Origin of the sequence: Lentzea aerocolonigenes (assembly GCF_000974445.1) — a bacterium.
Classification (GTDB): Bacteria; Actinomycetota; Actinomycetes; order Mycobacteriales; family Pseudonocardiaceae; genus Lentzea; species Lentzea aerocolonigenes.
The window spans coordinates 156,798-176,351 of sequence record NZ_BBOJ01000020.1 but is presented as its reverse complement, the minus strand read 5'-3'; the positions used below and the strand labels follow the sequence as shown (position 1 = coordinate 176,351).

The window sequence follows — 19,554 nt, the reverse complement described above, 5'->3', positions numbered from 1 at the left end:
CTGGTCCAGTGGGATGCGGAGTCCCCCGACCAACGGGAAGGTTCTAGGCGCGCGCCACCGCCGCAGGTCGGGGGTGGCTAAATCGCGTCATGGACCCAGGTTAGCGCGCCTACTCGGGTGGCGTCAGCCGCAAATCCGGATCCACCGGCGGCGCCCCGTCGAACGGCCCGTCGTCCTTCAACCGCCCCACGTGGTCCAGCGCCACGTCGATCTCCGCCCGGAACGGGTCACCGTCGGCAGGGGGAGTGCGGAACCACTCGTGCAGCGCTTCGGGGATCTGGAAGCGCTCCAGCAGCTCCTCGTACATCGCGTCCCGTTCCGCTGCCTGCACGCCGAGCTCCTGGTACTCCCGCATCGCGATGCGCAGCCGGATCCAGCGGTAGCGGTCGGTGTTCTGCTGCTGCTCGAACCGTTCGCGCAGCAGGTCGCCCGCACGCTGACCGCGCAACGCGAGCTTCCTGATCGTCGCGGGTGGCATGAACAGGTTCGTGCCGCCCTCGTTCTCGGCCTGCCGCACGTGTGCGATCCGGCCGCGGTAGCCGGGCAGGGCGGACTGCATGGTGTCGCGCCAGTCCAGGAAAGTGTCCAAGATGGACACCAGGAAGCGCGGCACCGTGTTCAGAGACGCGTAGTGCGTGCCGGACGTCGACGCGTCCTGCTCCGGCAGCCACACCTCGTCCGTGTCGCCGTTCGGGTAGGGCTGGAGGCTCAGGCCGAACGTGGGCCAGCGCGGCAGCAGCGAGTCGAAGAAGTGGATCGGGAAGTTGCTGGTGATGCCGCCGTCGGAGAACCAGTGCACGCGTCCGTCCCGGTACAGCGGCACGGCGGCGATCAGGCCGGGGAACGACAGCGACATCCGCACGGCCAGCACGACCGGCAGTTGCTCCCTGGCCGGCAGATCCCGCAACGGCATGTGCGTGTGCTGCGGGCATTTCGCCGTGCTGACAGCGCCGTTCATCTGCTCGACCACGCGGCTCGGCAGCACGTAGCCGAGGCACTCCTCGCAGTACTGCCAGCTCTCCTTGAACGGCAACCGGTACGGCCGCCCCTCGGACAGGTCGGTGGTCATCAGCACCAGGTTGATGTCGCCCAGGTCGCCGAACGTCAGCGCGTCCTCGATGCTGGCCAGCGAGTCGAGCTGGTCGGCGATCCAGTCGGCGAGCGGTGGCACGCCCGTCGACTTCGGCATGCCCGCCAGCCGGTCGAGCAACGACGGCGTGAAGTCGCCGGTGCCGGGAATCAGTCCGAAGTGGATGGACCGCGCGTTGTCCTTCAGGAACCGTTGCATCGCATACCCGTACGTGACGATCAGCGCGCTGACCGCGGCGAGCGACAGCACCAGCCACACCAGCAGCACCACCGCCGCCGTGGCGTAGTGCCGCGAGAACGCCAGGCCCAGCACAAGTGGCACCGCGGCGAACACCCAGGCGGGCCAGGGCAGGCTCGACCGCAACGGCCAGAGCACCAGCACCACGCACGCCAGAGCCAGCAGCACGACCAGCGTCGCGAGCCACCCCGCGTAGGACTTCGGCGCGAGCCACGCCGACCACAGCACCGGTCCGCCCAGCCACAGCAACGCCATCAGCGCGAGCACGGCCTTCGCGCGCAACCCCACGGCACCCAGCAACGCGAAGAACAGGCACGAGATCGCACTGCGCCCCGTCGTCTCCCGTTTCTGCATGGTCGCCACGACGATCCGGTACAGCGCACGGGTCTTCTCGGCGGGCTGGAACAGCTGCGCGAGCCGCCACCTGTCCGCACCGCTGCCGGACGTGAACCAGTCGATCAGCTTCGTGAGTCTCTCGAAGCCACCGGAGGCACGACCGCGTTCGGCGGCCGCCGTGAACGCCGCGGCGATCGCACCCGCCGACGCGCCGCCGATCTGCTTGAACTCGTAGTGGCGCGCCAGTGACGCGACGGCGAGGGGGTACACGACGCCGCTGGTCGTGCCGCCGCGCATGGTCAGGTCGCAGTAGCGGTCGTACTCCATGTGCTGATGATCGCGCGGTCAGAAGGCTCCGTCGCGAAAGTTCACTCGGACGCCACCGAATCGACTTCGAGTTGTGCATCCGGTCCAATGGGGTCAAATTCGATCTTTGCGCCCTTTTGGCGCAGTTGAGGAGCCTGGGTGATAAATTGGCTGATGATGTTTATCGGCTGTTGACACGTGTTTGGCCTGGTTGCTAGAACTTGAAGCAAGCTGAGCGGGGGAGGCCTTTGCGGGCGCTCTCCTCTTGTGGGGGGAGTATCCGTGAAGTGGTCATTGGTCTATCCTCCGTTCGAGGACAAGCGCGATCGATCCGCCTACTACGTGGCGCCGCCGCTGGGAATCCTTTCGATTGCCGCCTATCTGGAGGCCGACGGTCACGAAGTCGCTGTCGATGATTTCGTTTTCCGGCTCCAATCGGGTGAGTTGAAGGCCGGCTCGGCGATCTACGACCGCTGTGCCGAGCAGATCCTCGCGAGCGATCCGGACGTCGTGGCCTTCGGCACGCAGTGCTCCACCGGGCCGAGCTCGCTCAACATCGCCCGCAGGGTCAAGCAGCTCAAGCCGGACGTGTCGATCGTCCTCGGCGGGCACGACGTGAGTTTCCTGGCACCTCGCTACCTCGAAGCCTTCCCGTACGTCGACGCGGTGCTCGGCGGCGAGGCCGAACTCACGATCCAGAAGCTCGCGGGCGCGCTCGGCGGCACGCGGCAGTGGGACGGCATCGCGGGTCTCACGTGGCGGGACAACGGCAAGATCAGATTCACCCTCGGTGAGGAGCGGGTGGCCGAACTGGACACGCTGCTCGCCCCGAGCTACCACCTGGTCGACGATCTCGAGCGGTACTTCGAACACAGCCGGAAACCCACCATTCTCGTGGACAGCGGCCGTGGCTGTGCATTCGCGTGCGAGTTCTGCCAGACGACGTTGCTCAACGGGAGGAAGGTCCGCTATCGCAGCGTGCCGTCACTCGTGGCCGAGCTTCAGCGATATCGGCAGCGGTACGGGGAATTCGAGGCCTATTTCGTCCACGACCTCTTCACGGCGCGGACGCAGTTCGTCCGGGACCTTTGTGATGCTTTCATCGAAACCGGTCTCGACCTTTCCTGGCAATGCCGCTGCCGCATCGACGAGGTTGATCAGGACCTGCTCGCGAAGATGAGTGACGCGGGTTGCCGCATGCTGCTCTACGGCGTCGAGTCGGGCTCCGAGGAGACGCTGGCGAAGATGAACAAGCGGCTGCGCAGGGGAGTGGCGGCGGAGACGACCGAGCGGGTGCGCTGGACCGTCGACAACGGAATCTTCCCTTCACTCTCGATGGTCGTCGGCATTCCGGAGGAACGGTTCGAGGACCTCGAGGCGACCCTCCGCCTCGCGGCGACGTTCATCCAGATCGGCCGGGTCAACGCGTTCATCCAGCTGATGAGCCCGCTGCCGGGCACCGCACTGGCCCAGCGGGTCGCGCATCGGCTCGAGTACCGCGGTGAGGACGCGCCCACGGCGTTCTCGCAGGGCATCGAGTTCCTCGACCGTCAGCGCCTGGCCGAGGACGACGAGCTCATCAAGACGTGGCCGGACATCTTCCAGTCCTTCTACGTCGTGGCGCCGGACCACGGTGACCTCGACCTCTGCGTCGACGTCTCGCTCGGGTACTGCAAGCTGCTCGAGGTCTACGGCTGGACGTACGTGGCACTGGCCGAACACCTGCGATGCGGATATCTGGACCTGTTCCGCCGGTTCGTCGACGACATCAGCGCGGCCGCGGGGTCGCGCCGCGGGTTGGTCGGCCTGCGCGATCACGAACTCTGGGAAGGGTTCGCGTCGTTCGCCACCCGCCTGCTGGGCGATGAGGCGCCCGCGCGACTGCGTGACACGTTCGAGTTCGAGACCGTCGTGCACGAAATCTCCGTGTTGCCACCGGTTCCACACGACAGCGGCGCCCCGATGCCGGTGGGAGCCTTCTCCCTGCACCCGGCCGCTCGGGTCTTCCGGTCGACCAGCGGGGTGCCGTGGAGCGAGGAGGGCGGTGACCACGCACCCGCGCACCTCGTCTTCATGGGACCGGACCGGCTGAAGGTCGTGCCGCTCTCGCCCGGTCACCTGAACGCGCTCGACCTGCTGGAAGAGCTGTCGACCTGGCCGGACGCCGCCGAGGCGCACTTCGCCCGGCTCGCACGGGTGCTCGCGCCGCTGGCCGCGCTCGGTGTTTTCGAATCGGCGCACGAGCGCGTCGCGGCGAGCGCCTAGTGCTGGAGGGCAAGGTTGCCCTGGTGCAACCACCACTCGTGGTCGGCACGTCGTACCACCTGGCCGAACCACTGGGGCTGCTGCTGGTCGGCGCCGCGCTGCGGGAGCGGGGCGCCGGCGACCCGACCGTCGTCGACCTCTCGCTGGAGCTGGCCGAGGGAGCGCTCCCACGCGGAGCCGGTCTGGTCCGGGCCGCGGCACAACGCCTCGCCGCGGTGGAAGCCGACACGTACGCCTTTTCCGTGCAGTGCGTCGATCTGCCGATCGCGCTGGCGATCGCGCGAGAGCTGTCCGAGTCACGGCCGGGTTGCCGCGTTGTCCTGGGCGGGCACCACGCGTCGCTGCTCGGCGAGGAACTGGTGCGGCGCTTCGGTTTCGTGGACGAAGTCGTGTGTGGTCACGCCGAGCCCGTGCTCGGCGTGACCGGCGGCCGGTGGCTCACTCCGGCCTATGACCTCGCCGCGCCGTTCTCCAGATACGCGGCGGTCAGCCGGCAACCGACCGGACTGGTCGAAGTGGCTCGCGGCTGTCCTTACAGCTGCACGTACTGCTCGATCCCCGCGGCGTTCGGTCGCCGAGTCTCGTACAAACCCGTCGACCAGATCGTCGCCGAGCTGGACCTGCTCGCGGGACGCGGGTGCACCGAAGTCCACCTGGTGCACGACACCCTCACGGTGAACCGGCGTTTCGTGGCGGAGCTGGTGGCGGCGCTCGACGCCAGGGACGCGGAGCTGAGCTGGACCGGTATGACGCGCGCGGACCTCGTCGATCCCGCGATGCTGGCGGCCTTGGCCCGCACGGGGTGTCAGGGACTGCTCATCGGGGTGGACGCGGGTGACACCGCGACGTTGCGGCTGATCGACAAACGGGCGCACCGCTATCCGCAGCTCGTGGAGCTGGCCCGGTGGCACTTCGAGGCAGGCCTGGCGTCGAAGTTCTACTTCCTGGCGAACCTGCCCGACGACACACCGGAGGCGTTGGGACGTTCGCTGCACGAAGCGGCCAAGGTGTCGGTCGTCGATCCCGGCAGCTGTCACGTGCAGTGCCCCCGGATCGTGCCCGGCACCCCGCTGGCGTCCCGAGTGGACGGACGTCTCGAGCTCGACACGGGCAGCCCGTACGCCCAGTGGCTGCACGAGACCGTGGGCGCGGAGGGCGAACCGTGGGACCTCGTCACCGGCCATCCCGACCTCTTCTCGACGTACTACGCCACGCCCGGCCCGGTGGACGCCGCGACCGCGAGCGCGCTGGCGTGGACGGCCGGCCGTCTGCTGGAAGCGGTGCCGATCACGCTCGCGGCGCTCGGCGAACGCTCGGGACTGCTGGACCTCTTCCGGTTCCTGGGCGGCTGCGCGACAGGACGTGGCTGGCGCGACTGGACCCTCGGCGATCTGCTGGGAGCGGTGGATGAGCACCTGTCCTCGGCCGCACCGGACCTGGGTGAGGTCACCCGGTTCGAACGATGGCTGCGCGACGGCGAGGGGTCGTTCGTGTCGTCGGTCGACCACGGGGGCGTGCGCGCGGCCGTGCTGGACCAGCGACCGCTCACCCCAGCCCTGCACGGCGGTGACCGCGTGTACCGGCGTGCGTGACATCGACGATCTGGAGGAGGTGAATACACATGGTGGGAACCCATTACGGTTTCGGTGACGGCCTCGGCAAGGTTCAGGTCGAGGATCGCGTTCGCAGCGTCGAGGATCGCCTCGACGCGCTGCTCGCCGAGAGCGTCGAGCACGAGCTCACGGTCCAGGAGATCGCTGTCGCTCCTCGCTCGAAGCTGCGGGTCGCATGCGAGTGACCGACGAATCCGGCTCCGGGTGTGTCTGGACTGCGGCCGACGCCCAGACACACCCGGCACCGCGGGTGTACGCGCTCGACATCGTCGTTCCCGACGAGGGCGATCCGCTCGTCGTGGACGTCAACGGTGCGCGGTCGGGGGTGGAGCCGCAGCGGTTGCTCCACGGCGACGACCGCGTTCAGGAGGCGGTGCTGACCCCGCTCGCGGAAGCCGGTGGCGGTGTCATCACCACGGTGTCGCAAACGACCCCGGCACCGCTGCAGGACCGCTTCTGCGCGGCCAGGCTGCGGTTGGCCGGCTCGCGCTGCGGGTGGTACGAGGCCGCCGACGCGTACGTGCCGGTCGGTGATCCAGCCGCGCGTGGACGTGAGCAGCTTCCGGCGGCCACCGCACGACGGCTCGGCATCGACTACCGAGCCGTCACCGTGGACTGGAGGGAAGACCGGTTCGTGGTCCTGGACCGGGGAAAGACCTGCGATCTCCGCGACTGGCGACCCGAGGGAATCGTGTGGCCCTATGCGTGGGACCAGCGCGTCCTGCCGCTGCCGCTCGACGTGCCGGTGTGCAACCCGCTGCCCTACTCGTTGCCCACGACCAACAAACTGCTCGCGAACCACCTCCTCGCCGACGTGGGCGTTCCGCCGACTCGTCCCGCCGGCCTGTGGCTGCCGGGAAGTCCTCTGCTGGCCGAGCAGGCCGCGGGACCCCGGCGGTTGACGGTTGTGAAGCCCGCGGTCGGCAGGCGCAGTTTCGGCGTGGTCCTGACCCCGACCGAGCGGCTGCCGGAGATCGCGCCCGACCTCGGTCTGGTCTCCGCGCGCGCCGGCCTCGACCGCACCGCCGAACTGACCGTGCTCGGCCTGCTGTGGGGACAAGCCACCGAACTGCTGGCGCTGGCCCAGCCCTACGTGCCTCCGCGGCTTCGGCGGCACCCGGAAACCGGTGCGATGCACACGTCGATCGCCCGTGCGACCGTCGTGGTCGAACGGGACGTGCCACGTTGTGTCGACGTGTGCGCGTTCCTCGTGCCCGAACCGCACGGCAGCACGCGGGGCGGTCTGATGCTGACCGGTGCCGGCGGTGCCGCCGTCGTCGCTCTTGCCGACGGCGAAGCCCTCGAAGTGCGGCGCGCGGCCGAAACCGTGGTGGCACGACTGGAAGAGGCCGTCCGGACCCGGTTGCGGGGCCCGAGTGGCGCGGAGATCGTGCGCGCCGAGATCGGTCTGATGGTGGAGTTGCTGGAAGCGGGCACCGACTGTCCGGTCGACCGGGCCTGGCAGGCCCACCGGGACACCATCACCGGCTACGAGGCGTTCGATCCCGGTTACACCAACGAGAGAGCGAAGGCATGACGAAGGAGAACAGCCGCACGGCGACGTGGTGGAGCCTCACCCCGTTGGTCTTCGGCGCGTTCGTGGTGGCGGTCGAGGGCACGATTCTGACCGGTGTGCTTCCGACGCTCGGCAGAGATCTCCAGGTGGAGCCCGGCGCCATCGGGGCGACGCTCGCGATCTACCCCCTCACCTACGTCTTCGGCGCGCCGACCGTCGCGATGCTGGCGGGCAGCCGGTCGCAGCGGACGATGTGCGCGATCGGTCTGGTCGTGTTCGCGCTCGGCAACCTCGGGGCGGCTTCGGCAGGGTCGCTCATCGGGCTGACGGCCGGCCGTCTCCTCGCGTCGTTGGGCGCGTGCGCCTACCTCCCGAACGCCGGTGCCCGTGCGGCCGGCCTCGGTCCCGAACGGCGCGGCAGGGCGTTGTCGATCGTCGCGTCCGGCTACACCGCCGCGACACTCGCCGGTGCGCCGCTGGGCGTCGTGGCGGCCTCCTACCTGGGATGGCGCCCGGTGCTGGTGGTCGTCGCGGTCTGTGCCGTCGCCGTCGCGGTCGCGCAGTGGTTCAGCAGGTTGGACGACCAGCCCGCGAGCACGATGAGCATGCGGGAGAGGCTGAAGTTCCTCGGTGATCGGCGGCTGCTGTCGATCCTGGCGCTGACCCTCGCGGTCGTCACCGCCGAGTTCGTCGTCTACGCCTACATCTCCGTCGTGGTCGGCCACAACATCGGGGCCGACAGCCGGACCGTCGCGACCGCGCTCATGGTCTTCGGCGTCGGCACGACCACCGGCACGCTCGCGGGCGGGTTCCTCGTCGACCGCTTCGGATGGCGCCGGATGTTGCGCGTCAGCACGTTCGTCATCGGCGTGGCCCTGCTCGTGATGCCGTTCGCTCGCAGCATCCCGTTCCTCTTCGCGTGCTTGGTCGTCTGGGGACTGTTCGGCTGGACCTTCACGCCGACCCAGATGAACCGGCTGCTCGACACCTTTCCCGACAACGGCACCATGCTGCTGACGCTGAACGCCTCCGCCGTCCAGCTCGGCGTCGCGGGAGGCGGGCTCGCGGGTGGTGTGGTGCTGGAGACCCTCGGTGCGGGCGCGCTGGCGTTCGCGGGAGCGGCGATCGTGTGGATCGCGCTGGTGGTCGCGTGGCGCGGCAGCCGTGCGCCCGTCGAGGCCGGCAGCGTTCCGCGGCCGGCCGGCCCGTGACGAGCAGCGCCTTCAGCGCTCGATCCCCGCGGCCTCGGCCAGCTCGGCCGGCGTCCCCGACATGATCACGCGGACGTGCTCGGTGACCTTCTCCACCGGCCAGTCCCACCACGCGATCCGTTCCAGCAGCTCGATCTCGTCGTCGCGGTAGCGCTTGCGCAGCACCTTGGCCGGGTTCCCGCCCACGATGCCGTAAGCGGGAACATCCGACACCACGACGGATCCGGCGGCGATGATCGCGCCGTTGCCGATCCGCACGCCGGGCATGATCAACGACTGGTACCCGATCCAGACGTCGTTGCCCACCACCGTGTCTCCGCGAGACGGTGCTCCCAGTGCGATGTCCAGGGTCTTCTCTCCCCACACGCCGCCGAAGATCGTGAACGGGAACGTCGACACGCCCGCCATGTTGTGGTTGGCGCCGGACATGATGAACCGCACTCCCTCGGCCAGAGCGCAGTAACGGCCGATGACCAGCTTCTCCGCGCCGAAGTTGTAGAGCACGTTGCGTTGCTCGAACTGCAAAGCGTGGTGCGGGTCGTCGTAGTAGGTGTACTCGCCGATTTCGATCTGCGGGTTCTTCACCAACGGCTTGAGTTGCACCGTGCGCGCGATGTCCGGCAACGGGTAGAGGTTGTCCGGCGACGGGATGGTCACGGCGCTCCGATCGGTTCCTCGCTGAACTGCGTCCGGTACAACTTGGCGTAGTGGCCTTCCAGAGCCAGCAACGACTCATGCGTACCACGTTCGACGACCTGACCGCGGTCGACGACGAGGATCTGGTCCGCCGCCCTGATCGTCGACAGCCGGTGCGCGATCACCAGTGACGTCCGGCCCGCCAGCGCCTCGACCAGTGCCTCCTGCACCGCCGCCTCGGATCGCGAGTCCAGGTGTGCGGTGGCCTCGTCCAGGATCACGACGCGTGGCTTGGCCAACAACAACCGTGCGATCGTCAGCCGTTGGCGCTCACCGCCAGACAGGCGGTATCCGCGTTCGCCCACCACGGTGTCCAACTGGTCCGGCAACGACGACACCAGGTCCGCCAGCCGTGCGCGCTCCAGCGCGTCCCACAGTTCCTCGTCGGACGCGTCAGGTGCCGTGAGCCGCAGGTTCGCGCCGATCGACTCGTGGAACAGGTGCCCGTCCTGCGTCACCATGCCCACGGTCTCGCGGATCGAGTCGAACGACAGGTCGCGAACGTCCACACCGGACAGTCGCACGGTGCCGGAGTCCGCGTCGTACAACCGGGGCACCAGCGAGGCGATCGTCGACTTGCCCGCGCCCGACGCGCCGACCAGCGCGATCAGCGAACCGGGTTCCGCCACGAAGGACACCCCGCCGAGGATCTCCTCGCCGCCGCGCGTGTCGAGCGACGCGACCTCCTCCAGCGACGCGAGCGACACCTTGTCCGCCGACGGGTAGGCGAAGCGGACGTCGGAGAACTCGACGGACACCGGCCCGTCGGGAACGGCCACCGGGGAGTCCTTCTCCTTGATCAGCGGCGGCAGGTCAAGCACCTCGAAGACCCGTTCGAACGACACGAGCGCGGTCATCACGTCCACCCGTGCGCCGGCCAACGCGGTCAACGGCGCGTACAGGCGCGTCAGCAGCAGCGCCAGCGTCACGATTGTGCCCGGCGCCATCTGCCCGGCGAACACGAAGTACCCGCCCAGGCCGTAGACCAGCGCCAACGCCAGCGAGGACACCAGCGTCAGGGCCACCAGGAACAGCCACTGCGCCACCGCGGTCCGCACGCCGATGTCCCGCACCCGCCGCGCCCGCGTCCCGAACTCCAGGCTCTCCAGCGACGGCCGGCCGAAGAGCTTGATCAACGTGGCACCCGGCGCCGAGAACCGCTCGGTCATCTGGGTCGTCATCGCCGAGTCGAGGTTCGCCGCCTCGCGGTGCATGGACGCCAAACGCTTGCCCATGCGGCGGGCCGGGATCAGGAAGATCGGCAACAACACCATCGCGAGCACCGTGACCTGCCACGACAGCGTCAGCATCACGGCCAGCGTCAGGATCAGGGCGATGATGTTCGTGACGACGCCGGAGATTGTTTCGGAGAACGCCCGCTGCGCCGCGATCACGTCGTTGTTCAGCCGCGACACCAGCGCGCCGGTGCGCGTGCGGGTGAAGAACGCGATCGGCATCCGCTGCACGTGGTCGAAGACGGCCTGCCGCAGCCGCAGGATCAGGTCCTCGCCGACCCGTGACGACTGCCAGCGCTCGGCCAGCGAGAAACCGGCCTCCAGCACCGCGACACCGGCGATCGCCAGCGCGAGCCACACGACCAGCCCGAAGTTCTGGCCGCCGATGATGGTGTCGACGACGCGACCGGCGAGCACCGGCGAGGCCACCGCGAGCACGGCGGCGAACGAGCTGATGGCCAGCAGGCCGTACACGGCCCGCCGCTGCGGGCGGGCGAACCGGGCGACACGCTTCAACGTCGCCCGGCTGACGCGACGGCTCTTTTCGTCCTGCATCGCGCTTTCGAGCGCGTACCAGGCGTTGAAGTCGATGTTCATGACGACCAGTCTCGAACTTCGACCTATGACGAGGTCAAGCCGTTTTGAGGAACTCGTCGACCTCCGCGAGGGCCGCCGCGCGCACCGGCTCAGCCGACAGGAACAGGTCGTGCATGCCCGCCTTGATCTCCACGACCTTCACCGAGGTCCCGAGCTTCGGCCCCCACTTCCGCATGCCCTCGACGTCCAGCACGGCGTCGGCCTTGGAGACGTCCTCGCTCCACTCGCGCGCGTTGAGCATGCTCTTGTCGGAGTGCAGCACCAGCACGGGCACGCGCACGTCGAGGCCGTTGTGGACCTTCTCCTGCGCGATGAGGATCGCGCGGATCCACCCCGCCAGCACGGGGAAGCCCGCGAGCGGTTTCCACTTCAGGTCGAAGTCCCACTCGCCGTTGCGCGAGCTGTGGATCGCCGACCCGTACGCCTCACCGAGGTTCGCGCGGATCTTCGCCTTCGGCGCGACCCGCCCGATCAGTTTCACGACCTGCCGCATGAACGGCGGTTCGACGACGTCGAGCCACGGGCTGTTGAGCACCAGGGCGTCGATCAGGTCGCTGGAGCGGCGTTCGTGCGCCCACAACGAGGTGGTGAGACCACCCGTCGAGTGCCCCATGAGCACCACACGCGAGTGCTCTTCGCGTACGACGGCGATCGCGGCGTCGATCTCCTCGAAGTACACCGCCATGTCGGTCGTGTAGTTCGGCACCTCGCCGTCGCGCAACGACCGGCCGTAGCCGCGCAGGTCGACCGCGTAGAAGTCGTAGCCCTGGGCGGTGTAGTGCTCGGCCACGTGCTCCTGGAAGAAGTAGTCCGCGAAGCCGTGCACGTAGAGGATCGCGCCGCGGTCGTTGGCGGCGGCCCGCCGGCGGACGAGGGTCGCTGATGCGCCGCCCCGCAACGGCAGAACGGTGGTGTCTTCGTCGCTGCTCACCGCGCAAGTTTGCAACGGTCCTGCGCCGATTCCGTGCACCCTTGTCCGGATCGTGTCTAACCTGGATGACGTGACGGGGGATATTGAGCAGTCATCGCGCGTGCGCTTCCCAGGCATCAGCCCGCGCGCCTACGAGCATCCTGCCGACCGAGGCGCCCTCGCGGTGCTGAGGGCGGTGCCCGCGGTGGCACCGATCCTCAAGGCGGTCGCCGGAGCCTTCTCCGAGCGTGGTGAGCGCCTGCTCCAGGTGGCGTCCTCCGTGCGGGTCGGCCCGAAGCAGTACCCGCAGCTCGACCGCATCCGCAACGAGGTGGCGGCGACGTTCGACCTCGACGAGGTCCCGGACCTCTACGTCGAGCGCAGCGCGGGCGCCTACGCCTACACCTACGGCATCGACAAGCCGTTCATCGTGATCAGCACCGGCTCGGTCGACCTGCTCGACAACGAGTCGCTGCGCTTCGTGATCGGTCACGAGATGGGCCACGTGATGTCGGGCCACGCGCTCTACAACACGCTGCTGCGCCGGCTCATCGACCTCACGACGTCGTTCGCGTGGGTGCCCGCGGGTGCGATCGCCATGCGGGCGGTCATCGCGGCGCTGCGCGAGTGGCAGCGCAAGACCGAGCTGTCCTGCGACCGGGCGGGCCTGCTCGCCTGCCAGGACCCGCAGGCCGCGCTGCGCACGCACCTCGCGCTCGCGGGCGACCTCGGCGGCCAGGTCGACATCGCGTCGTTCCTCGCCCAGGCGAAGGAGTACGAGGAGGTCGAGGACATCCGCGACAGCCTCCTCAAACTCCTGCACACCGAGCACCGGTCGCACCCGCTGGTCGTGGTGCGGGCGGCGGAGTTGCAGCGCTGGTCGGCGACCGAGGAGTACCGCGAGATCCTGACCGGCACGTACCCGCGCCGCGAGGACGACAGGCCGACGAGCAACCTCACCGACGACGTGAAGTCCGCCGCCCGGTCGTACAAGGAGTCCATGAGCACCTCAGCCGACCCGTTGATCAAGACGATCAACGACATCGGCGAGAGCGTGATGGGCGCTGCGGGCAGGGTTTGGAGCAAGGTTGCTCCGAACGGCGCATCCGAGTAGCTACCATCTGGAGTCATGCGACGACTCCTGGTGCTGGTCCTCTCGGCGTTGATGGTTTCCACGGGCACCGCTGCCGCCAGCGAGCAGGTCGTTGGCGGCGAGCGGGCCTCCATCGAGGCCAACCCGTGGGCGGTCTTCCTCACCGACGACCGCGGTGCCCAGTTCTGCGGCGGCACGATCGTCGCGCCGACGAAGGTGCTCACCGCGGCGCACTGCGCGGTGGGCCGCTCGCCCGCCGATCTGCGGGTCGTCGCAGGTCGCGAGGACAAGCTGGACCGCGACACCGGCGTGTCGGTGGTGCCCGCGGACATCTGGATCCACAAGCTGTACATCGCCGCGGACGAGGGCGAGGACGTCGCGGTCCTGACGCTCAAGAAAGCGCTGCCGTACACGCCGTTGCCCATCGCGGAACTGTCCGACCGGGTGCTCTACCAGCCCGGCACGAGGCTGCGCGCGCTCGGCTGGGGCCGCACCAGCGAGAACGGCAAGACGTCGCGCTACCTCATGCAGGCCACCGTGCCGGTGCTGCCGGACGCCTTCTGCGCCGAGACCTACCCGCAGTTCGTGAAGACGGACATGTTCTGCGCGGGCTACCAGGACGGCAAGATCGACACCTGTCAGGGCGACTCGGGCGGCCCGATCGTCGCGGAGGGCAAGCTCGTCGGCGTCACGTCGTGGGGCGAGGGCTGCGCGCGCAAGGACAAGCCCGGCGTGTACGTCCGGCTCTCCCGGTACGCGAAGGACCTTCACCCGATCGTGGACGCGGCGCCGGACCGGATCACGTCAGCCCGGTAGCGCAGCCCCGCGCTCTCCGCCCGTTCGATCGCCTGCTCGTACAACGCCCTGTCCTGCAGCAACGCGGCCTTGCCCGCCAACGCGCGCACCTCGATGATCCGGAACTCGGCGTCGACCGCCCGGCGCAGCACCTCGTCGAACTCGGCGACCGAACGGTTCACCTCCGCGAGCACGAGGCAGGCGTCGACCTCGATGAACAGGTCGTCGTCGCCGGCCAGTTCGAGCGCGCGTTCTGCGTGGTCGCGGGCCTCTTCTGGACGACAGGCCGCGATCAGCAGCTCGGCGTACTCGACCCGCGCGGACATCTCGATCGGCCGCAGCCCGTGCTGCTGCGACAACCGGAGGGCCTCGCCGAACGCGTCCTCGGCGTCGGCGTGCCGGTGCTGGGCCGCGAGGACCACGCCGAGGTTGTTGAGGCCGTTCGCGAGGTGCTGCCAGTCGTCGATCTCCCTGGCCAGGCCGACCGACCGGCGCAGCGCGTCCTCGGCGGAGGTGAGCCTGCCGAGCTCCAGCTCGACCAGTCCGAGGTTGCCGAGACCGCCGATGAGCTGCGAAGTCATGCCGTTCGGGCCGTAGATCTCGATCGCGGAGGCGAGGTGTTCGCCGGCGAGCCCGAGCTCGCCGATGTCGTGGTAGATCCCGGCGAGGATGTTCAGCGCGGTGGCCTCCTGGGCCAGCGAGCCGGCGGCGCGGTACTCGGCGATCGCGTGCTCGCTGTGCTCGATCGCGCTCCGGTGCTCGCCGAAGCGCCAGTCGAGGTACGCGAGGCAGACCCGCACCGCCGCCGCCCGCTGTCCCGTCTCGCCGCTGTCCAACGCGGCGCGTGCGATCGTGCGCAGGTCGGTGTACTGGCCGGTGAGCAGCAGGTATCCCCGCAGGGCCGCGACCAGTGCGGCGTCGGGGTGGTCCTCGGCGAGCGCCACGAGGTTCGGCCGTTCCGCCTCGAACCACGCCATCGCCTCGTCGCGGCCGGCGAACGGCACGGCGTCCGGCCCGGCGGGCAACAGGCGGGTGAAGCCGACCTTCAGCTCGGCCTCGGCGCCGTCCGCGCGCTTGAGGTACCAGTCGAACACCGCACGCCTGTCGTCGTCTGTCGTCCGTGCGTGGGCGTACAGCCGTAGGAGGTCGTGCAGTTGGTAGCGGTCGTTGTTCTGTTGGACGAGGTTGGCGGCCACCAGTTCGTCGATCGCGTCTCCTGCGAGACCGCGTGGGACGTCTGGGCCCGGTACCGCGCCGAGGAAGTCGAACGTCCGTTGCGCGCGTTGGGACAGCTTCCGGTACGAGAGGTCGAACGTCGCCTGCACGGCCGTGTCGTCGTCTGCGATCTCCAACGCTTCGAGCCGGTGTCCGCGCAGTTCCTCCACGTAGTCCGGGAGATGGCGCCCGGCGAGGTTCGCCCCGGCGATCCGCAACGCCAGCGGCAGCCGCGCGCACAGCCCGACGAGCTCGCTCGTGTCCCCGTCGACGCGCATGCCCTTGAGCAGTTCGCCCGCCTCGTCGTCCGCCAGCACACCGAGTCTGACCTGCGCGAACTGCGGCAGGTCCTGGCGGCTCGTGACCAGCGCGGCACAGCCTGGCGCGGCCGGCAGCAGGGGCGCGATCACGTCGGCCGTCGCATTGTCGAGCACCACGAGCACCCGCCGGTTCTCCAGGAGCGCGCGGTAGTCGTCGTTCGGGCCGCCGCCGAGCGCCTTCACGAACCGCGCCAGCGCCTGCTCGACCGTCATCGACGGGCCGGTCGAGTAGCCGCGCAGGTTCACGTACAGCTGTCCGTCCGGGAACTCGGGCCGCAGCCGGTGCGCCTCCCTGATCGCGAGCACGGTCTTGCCGACACCGGGCAGTCCGGTGATCGCCCGCACCGGCGCGTCGATCAGCTCCAGCCTGGCGATCTCCTCCCTCCTGCCGACGAAGTCCGGCAGGTCGGCCGGGAGCTGGCACGGCGCGGGCGGCCGCGGCACGAGCCGGTAGCCGGTCGGTTCGGTGATCACCTGCTCGGTGGCGCGCAGCCTGCTGACCAACGTGCGCAACGCCGCGCGCGGGTGCTTGGGCGGTTCGTCCGGCCACACCTGCGCGGCCAGCACGTCGAACGGCACGGGCTCACCGGGACGTGCGGCCAGCGCGTCGCGCAGGGCCTGGAGCCGATCCGCCACCGTGGTTACGACCTGCCTTCGCCCAGTCCCGCGAGCACGCGCGCCAGCCCGTACTCGAACGTCTTGTCCCGCAACGCTTTCGACGTTACGCCGTGCAGCGACAGCTCGTCCTCGGACTGGCCACTGCGCGCCAGCAGCTGCACGTACGCCGCCTCGCTCACGGTCATCCCGACCACGTAGCCGAGGACGGTCTTCATCGCCAGATCGGCTTCCTCGCCGGGAAATCCTCCGCCGGTGAACAACGCCAGCAGCCGTGCCGACCGGTCCGACAGGTTGGGGCCCAGTTCGGCCAGACCGACCTGGCCGAGCACCGACGCCACCCACGGGTGCCGCAACACCATGGCGCGCAAGCTTCGCGCGGCCTCCGCCACCGACGCCTGCCAGGGACCTTCGTGGGGAACCTCCATCTCGCCGTACACCTCGTCGACGACGAGCTCGATCAGCTCGTCCTTGTTCGCGACGTGCCGGTAGAGCGAGGTGGCCCTGGTGTCGATGCGCGCGGCGAGCGTGCGCATGGAAAGGGCCTCCAAACCGTCTGCATCCAGCAGCTCCACGGCTCCGGCCACGATCCGCTCCAGGCTGAGCCCCGCACGCGGCCGTTCCCGCGTCCACACCGAAGAAACCATGCGATCAATGTACGCACTTGCGTACAGCGGCGCGATCTGCGTACAGTGTTCGCATGACGCGAACGATGTACGCACAGAACCTGCTCGACACCCTCCGCGCGGAGCACGACGTTCCCGGCGCCACCCTCGCCGTGCTGGTCGACGGCGAGATCCACGAGTTCGCCAGCGGCGTCCTGAACACCGGCACGGGCGTCGAGGCGACCACCGACTCGGTCTTCCAGCTCGGCTCGGTCGCGAAGATCTACACGGCGACGCTGGTGATGTCGCTGGTCGACGACGGGCTGCTCGACCTCGACGCACGGGTCGTCGACGTGCTGCCCGACTTCCGGGTCGCCGACCCGGACGCGACGAGCAAGATCACCGTGCGGCAGCTGCTCAGCCACACCAGCGGCCTGAGCGGCGACTTCCAGCCCGACACCGGCCGCGGCGACGACTGCATCGAGAAGTACGTCGAGGCGTGCGTGAAGCTCGGCCAGGACGTGGCGCCCGGAGCGACCGTCTCCTACAGCGGCGCGGGGTACGTCGTGCTCGGCCGGATCGTCGAGGTGCTCACCGGCACGACCTGGAACCAGGCGCTCGCCGACCGCGTGCTCACGCCCCTCGGCCTGACGCACACCATGACTTTGCCGGAGGAGGTGCTGCGGTTCCGCGCCGCGACCGGGCACTTCGGCGGTCAGCCGACCCCGGTGTGGGACATGATGCCGCGCGCCGCCGGGCCTGCCGCCGCCGTCTGCGCGAGCGCCGGCGACGTCGTGCGACTCGCGAAGGCACACCTCGACAACGCCGTGCTGAAGCCGGAAACCGTTGCCCTGATGCAGGAACGCCAGGTCGACGTGCCGGACAAGTGGACCGTGAGCGCGGACGGCTGGGGCCTGGGCTGGACGCTCTACGACTTCACCGGCACGCCCGGCATCGGCCACGACGGCGCCGCCACCGGCCAGTACACCTACCTCCGCGTGATCCCGGAGAAGGGCATCGCCATCGCGCTGCTGACCAACGGCGGCGGCGCGCGACCGCTGTCGTCGGCGATCCTGCGCTCGCTGCTGGGCGAGTTCGGCGTCGAGATGCCGCCGCCGTTCGCGCCGCCCGCCGAGCCCCTGGACGTGGACATGACGCCCTACAACGGTGTCTACAAGCGCGAAGGCGTGGTCATCATGATCGACGGCCGCAAGGCGCGGTACGAGTTCGTCGACGACATGGCGATCTACCCGTCCATGGACATGGAGCTGGTTCCCGTGGCGCCCAACGTCTTCGCGGCCACCGGTGCCGGATCGTCGTTCCAGGACGACTTCATGCCGGTCGTGTTCGAAAACGGGTGCTGCTACATCGGAATGCGCGCCGCTCCCAAGGTCTCCTAGACCACGAGTCCCACGGACATCGTGAGGAAGACCGCCGCGCACACCGCGTCCAGCGCGGTCGTCACACCGGGTCGCTTGAGCCGGCCGGCCACCCGCGACGCCGCCAGCACGATCATCAGCTCCCACACGGCGGCGAGTCCGAGGAACAGCACTGCCAGCATCGCGAGCTGCGGCGCCGGTTCACCCGATCCGATGAACTGTGGCAGGAACGCGAGCGAGAACAGGATCATCTTCGGGTTCGTGATGTTGGTCAGGAAGCCCTGCCGGAACGGCCGGTCGCTCATGACCTCCTCCGGCTCGCCGCCCGAGCGCTTCATGAGGCCGCGCGCGATGGAAACCGCCAGGTAGAGCAGGTAGGCGGCGCCGATCCAGCGCAACGCGGCGAGCACCATCGGGTACTGCGCGAGCACCACGCCGAGGCCCGAGATCACGAGCGCCACCTGGACCGCGGCGGCCGAGTGGATGCCCGCCAGCGCCAGCAGGCCGGCGCGGGTGCCGGAACGCAACGACGTGCGCAGCAACAGGAACGCGTCAACACCGGGGGTCACGATGACGACCGCGCACGCGATGAGAAAGGCCGGAACCTGGCCGAAGTCGAACAACACCGTACATACCCCCGTGAGCTACACCACTGGCCGCAAAATCTTCGGCCCAACGGGACACTAACACGAGAATCTCCGGTTTTGACGCCGTCCTAGCGCTGTCGCTACCGTTGGTGACCGATCGTCCACCTGGCGCAACGAGGAGTGGTCCGTGAGGGGTAAGCGGCTTGCCGTGATCGTGGCGGTGATCGCGCTGGTCAGCGGTGCGTCGACGGCCGATGCGATCGTTGGAGGGACACCCGCGCGGGTGGCCGACACCCCGTGGGTTGTGGCGATCACCACCACGGACGGTCAGCTGATCTGCGGTGGCGCGCTCGTCGCCCCGGACAAGGTCGTGACGGCCGCGCACTGCGCGACGATCAAGGGCGTGGTCGGCCGCAACCAGCGTCCCGCCGAGCAGTTGCGAGTGGTCGCCGGGCGCACGGACCTGCGGGCCACGGGCGAGGGGATCGAGGCGGCGGTTGCGACCGTGTGGCGGCACCCCGAGTACAAGGACGTCACGAAGGGCGACGACGTGGCGGTGCTGACGCTGGCCCGTTCGCTGCCGTATCGGACGATTGCGCTCGGTGAGGTCGGCGAGGACGGTGTCGTGCTCGGCTGGGGCCGCACCGCGGAGAGCTCCCCGCCCGCCATGACGTTGCGCAAGGTGACGGTGCCGATCCTGCCGGACGCGGAGTGCGTGGCGAAGGAACCGGACTACCGGCCGGGCGCGATGCTGTGCGCCGGGCGCGGTGGCCGTGACGCGTGCGCCGGCGACTCGGGCGGGCCGCTCGTCGTGCGGGGCAGGCTCGCGGGCGTGGTGTCGTTCGGCCGCGGCTGTGCCCGTGCCGATGAACCTGGTGTCTACACCCGGCTCGCTCACTACCGATCGACGCTGGGCTTCTGATATCCACGGTT

16 protein-coding genes are annotated in these 19,554 nt (G+C 69.3%); 9 read left to right on the top strand and 7 right to left on the bottom strand.

Annotated features, from left to right (window positions below; translation table 11 throughout):
• Positions 1–109: 109 nt before the first annotated feature.
• Complete coding sequence (locus tag AOM45_RS53675) at positions 110–1,990, bottom strand: patatin-like phospholipase domain-containing protein (RefSeq protein WP_030472825.1); 1,881 nt, start codon at positions 1,988–1,990, stop codon at positions 110–112.
• A gap of 261 nt (positions 1,991–2,251) precedes the next feature.
• Between AOM45_RS53675 and AOM45_RS34960 the strand changes: the two genes are divergently transcribed.
• From AOM45_RS34960 to AOM45_RS34945, 5 genes are read left to right on the top strand one after another with little or no spacing between them, the layout of a single operon-like run.
• Complete coding sequence (locus tag AOM45_RS34960) at positions 2,252–4,234, top strand: B12-binding domain-containing radical SAM protein (protein WP_051784616.1); 1,983 nt, start codon at positions 2,252–2,254, stop codon at positions 4,232–4,234.
• A 23-nt stretch (positions 4,235–4,257) separates the two neighbouring features.
• Positions 4,258–5,826 (top strand): B12-binding domain-containing radical SAM protein, encoded by a 1,569-nt coding sequence (locus tag AOM45_RS34955; protein ID WP_156094363.1) that lies wholly within the window; start codon positions 4,258–4,260, stop codon positions 5,824–5,826.
• 29 nt (positions 5,827–5,855) lie between these two features.
• A complete protein-coding gene (locus AOM45_RS51270; protein WP_156094364.1) occupies positions 5,856–6,032 on the top strand; it encodes a hypothetical protein in 177 nt (58 codons plus the stop codon).
• The gene (locus AOM45_RS34950; RefSeq protein ID WP_156094365.1) at positions 6,023–7,384 is read left to right on the top strand and encodes a hypothetical protein; all 1,362 of its coding nucleotides are present in this window, start codon (positions 6,023–6,025) and stop codon (positions 7,382–7,384) included. Before AOM45_RS51270 ends, AOM45_RS34950 begins: the two co-directional genes overlap by 10 nt.
• A complete protein-coding gene (locus tag AOM45_RS34945) occupies positions 7,381–8,574 on the top strand; it encodes an MFS transporter (protein ID WP_030472829.1) in 1,194 nt (397 codons plus the stop codon). Before AOM45_RS34950 ends, AOM45_RS34945 begins: the two co-directional genes overlap by 4 nt.
• A gap of 12 nt (positions 8,575–8,586) precedes the next feature.
• Here the strand turns inward: AOM45_RS34945 and AOM45_RS34940 are convergent, their stop codons facing one another.
• The 3 genes from AOM45_RS34940 to AOM45_RS34930 are packed head-to-tail and all read right to left on the bottom strand — an operon-like array spanning position 8,587 to position 12,033.
• Positions 8,587–9,231, bottom strand: coding sequence for a CatB-related O-acetyltransferase (locus tag AOM45_RS34940; protein ID WP_030472830.1), 645 nt, complete (start codon positions 9,229–9,231; stop codon positions 8,587–8,589).
• Entirely contained in the window at positions 9,228–11,102 is a 1,875-nt protein-coding gene (locus tag AOM45_RS34935; RefSeq protein WP_030472831.1) for an ABC transporter ATP-binding protein, read from the bottom strand. The genes AOM45_RS34940 and AOM45_RS34935 overlap by 4 nt, the downstream gene beginning before the upstream one ends.
• A gap of 34 nt (positions 11,103–11,136) precedes the next feature.
• Entirely contained in the window at positions 11,137–12,033 is an 897-nt protein-coding gene (locus AOM45_RS34930) for an alpha/beta hydrolase (protein WP_030472832.1), read from the bottom strand.
• Positions 12,034–12,103: 70 nt separating this feature from the next.
• Between AOM45_RS34930 and AOM45_RS34925 the strand changes: the two genes are divergently transcribed.
• Together AOM45_RS34925 and AOM45_RS34920 are read left to right on the top strand one after the other, a co-directional pair.
• A complete protein-coding gene (locus AOM45_RS34925) occupies positions 12,104–13,126 on the top strand; it encodes a M48 family metallopeptidase (protein WP_030472833.1) in 1,023 nt (340 codons plus the stop codon).
• A 15-nt stretch (positions 13,127–13,141) separates the two neighbouring features.
• Positions 13,142–13,921: a S1 family peptidase gene (locus AOM45_RS34920; protein ID WP_051784617.1), complete on the top strand. Its 780-nt coding sequence runs from the start codon at positions 13,142–13,144 to the stop codon at positions 13,919–13,921.
• Here AOM45_RS34920 and AOM45_RS34915 read toward each other — a convergent pair.
• Together AOM45_RS34915 and AOM45_RS34910 are read right to left on the bottom strand one after the other, a co-directional pair.
• Complete coding sequence (locus AOM45_RS34915) at positions 13,873–16,071, bottom strand: tetratricopeptide repeat protein (protein WP_030472835.1); 2,199 nt, start codon at positions 16,069–16,071, stop codon at positions 13,873–13,875. The two genes, AOM45_RS34920 and AOM45_RS34915, sit on opposite strands and share 49 nt — an antisense overlap.
• 5 nt (positions 16,072–16,076) lie before the next feature.
• Entirely contained in the window at positions 16,077–16,697 is a 621-nt protein-coding gene (locus tag AOM45_RS34910; protein ID WP_030472836.1) for a TetR/AcrR family transcriptional regulator, read from the bottom strand.
• A 53-nt stretch (positions 16,698–16,750) separates the two neighbouring features.
• Between AOM45_RS34910 and AOM45_RS34905 the strand changes: the two genes are divergently transcribed.
• On the top strand, positions 16,751–18,055 hold the full coding sequence (locus tag AOM45_RS34905; RefSeq protein ID WP_030472837.1) for a serine hydrolase domain-containing protein: 1,305 nt from the start codon (positions 16,751–16,753) through the stop codon (positions 18,053–18,055).
• On the opposite strand, the gene AOM45_RS34900 is transcribed toward AOM45_RS34905, so the two are convergent.
• Positions 18,052–18,660, bottom strand: a complete 609-nt coding sequence (locus AOM45_RS34900) for a LysE family translocator (RefSeq protein WP_030472838.1) — start codon at positions 18,658–18,660, stop codon at positions 18,052–18,054. The two genes, AOM45_RS34905 and AOM45_RS34900, sit on opposite strands and share 4 nt — an antisense overlap.
• Before the next feature lie 148 nt (positions 18,661–18,808).
• Here AOM45_RS34900 and AOM45_RS34895 point away from each other — a divergent pair, with 148 nt between their 5' ends.
• Complete coding sequence (locus AOM45_RS34895) at positions 18,809–19,543, top strand: serine protease (protein WP_035913449.1); 735 nt, start codon at positions 18,809–18,811, stop codon at positions 19,541–19,543.
• Positions 19,544–19,554 lie beyond the last annotated feature (11 nt).

What these genes read in the sequence shown, in the direction of transcription:
- AOM45_RS53675 (WP_030472825.1), bottom strand. Translation starts at nt 1,990, where the DNA reads ATGGAGTACGACCGCTACTGCGACCTGACCATGCGCGGCGGCACGACC.
- AOM45_RS51270 (WP_156094364.1), top strand. Translation starts at nt 5,856, where the DNA reads ATGGTGGGAACCCATTACGGTTTCGGTGACGGCCTCGGCAAGGTTCAG.
- AOM45_RS34950 (WP_156094365.1), top strand. Translation starts at nt 6,023, where the DNA reads ATGCGAGTGACCGACGAATCCGGCTCCGGGTGTGTCTGGACTGCGGCC.
- AOM45_RS34945 (WP_030472829.1), top strand. Translation starts at nt 7,381, where the DNA reads ATGACGAAGGAGAACAGCCGCACGGCGACGTGGTGGAGCCTCACCCCG.
- AOM45_RS34935 (WP_030472831.1), bottom strand. Translation starts at nt 11,102, where the DNA reads ATGAACATCGACTTCAACGCCTGGTACGCGCTCGAAAGCGCGATGCAG.
- AOM45_RS34920 (WP_051784617.1), top strand. Translation starts at nt 13,142, where the DNA reads ATGCGACGACTCCTGGTGCTGGTCCTCTCGGCGTTGATGGTTTCCACG.
- AOM45_RS34910 (WP_030472836.1), bottom strand. Translation starts at nt 16,697, where the DNA reads ATGGTTTCTTCGGTGTGGACGCGGGAACGGCCGCGTGCGGGGCTCAGC.
- AOM45_RS34905 (WP_030472837.1), top strand. Translation starts at nt 16,751, where the DNA reads ATGACGCGAACGATGTACGCACAGAACCTGCTCGACACCCTCCGCGCG.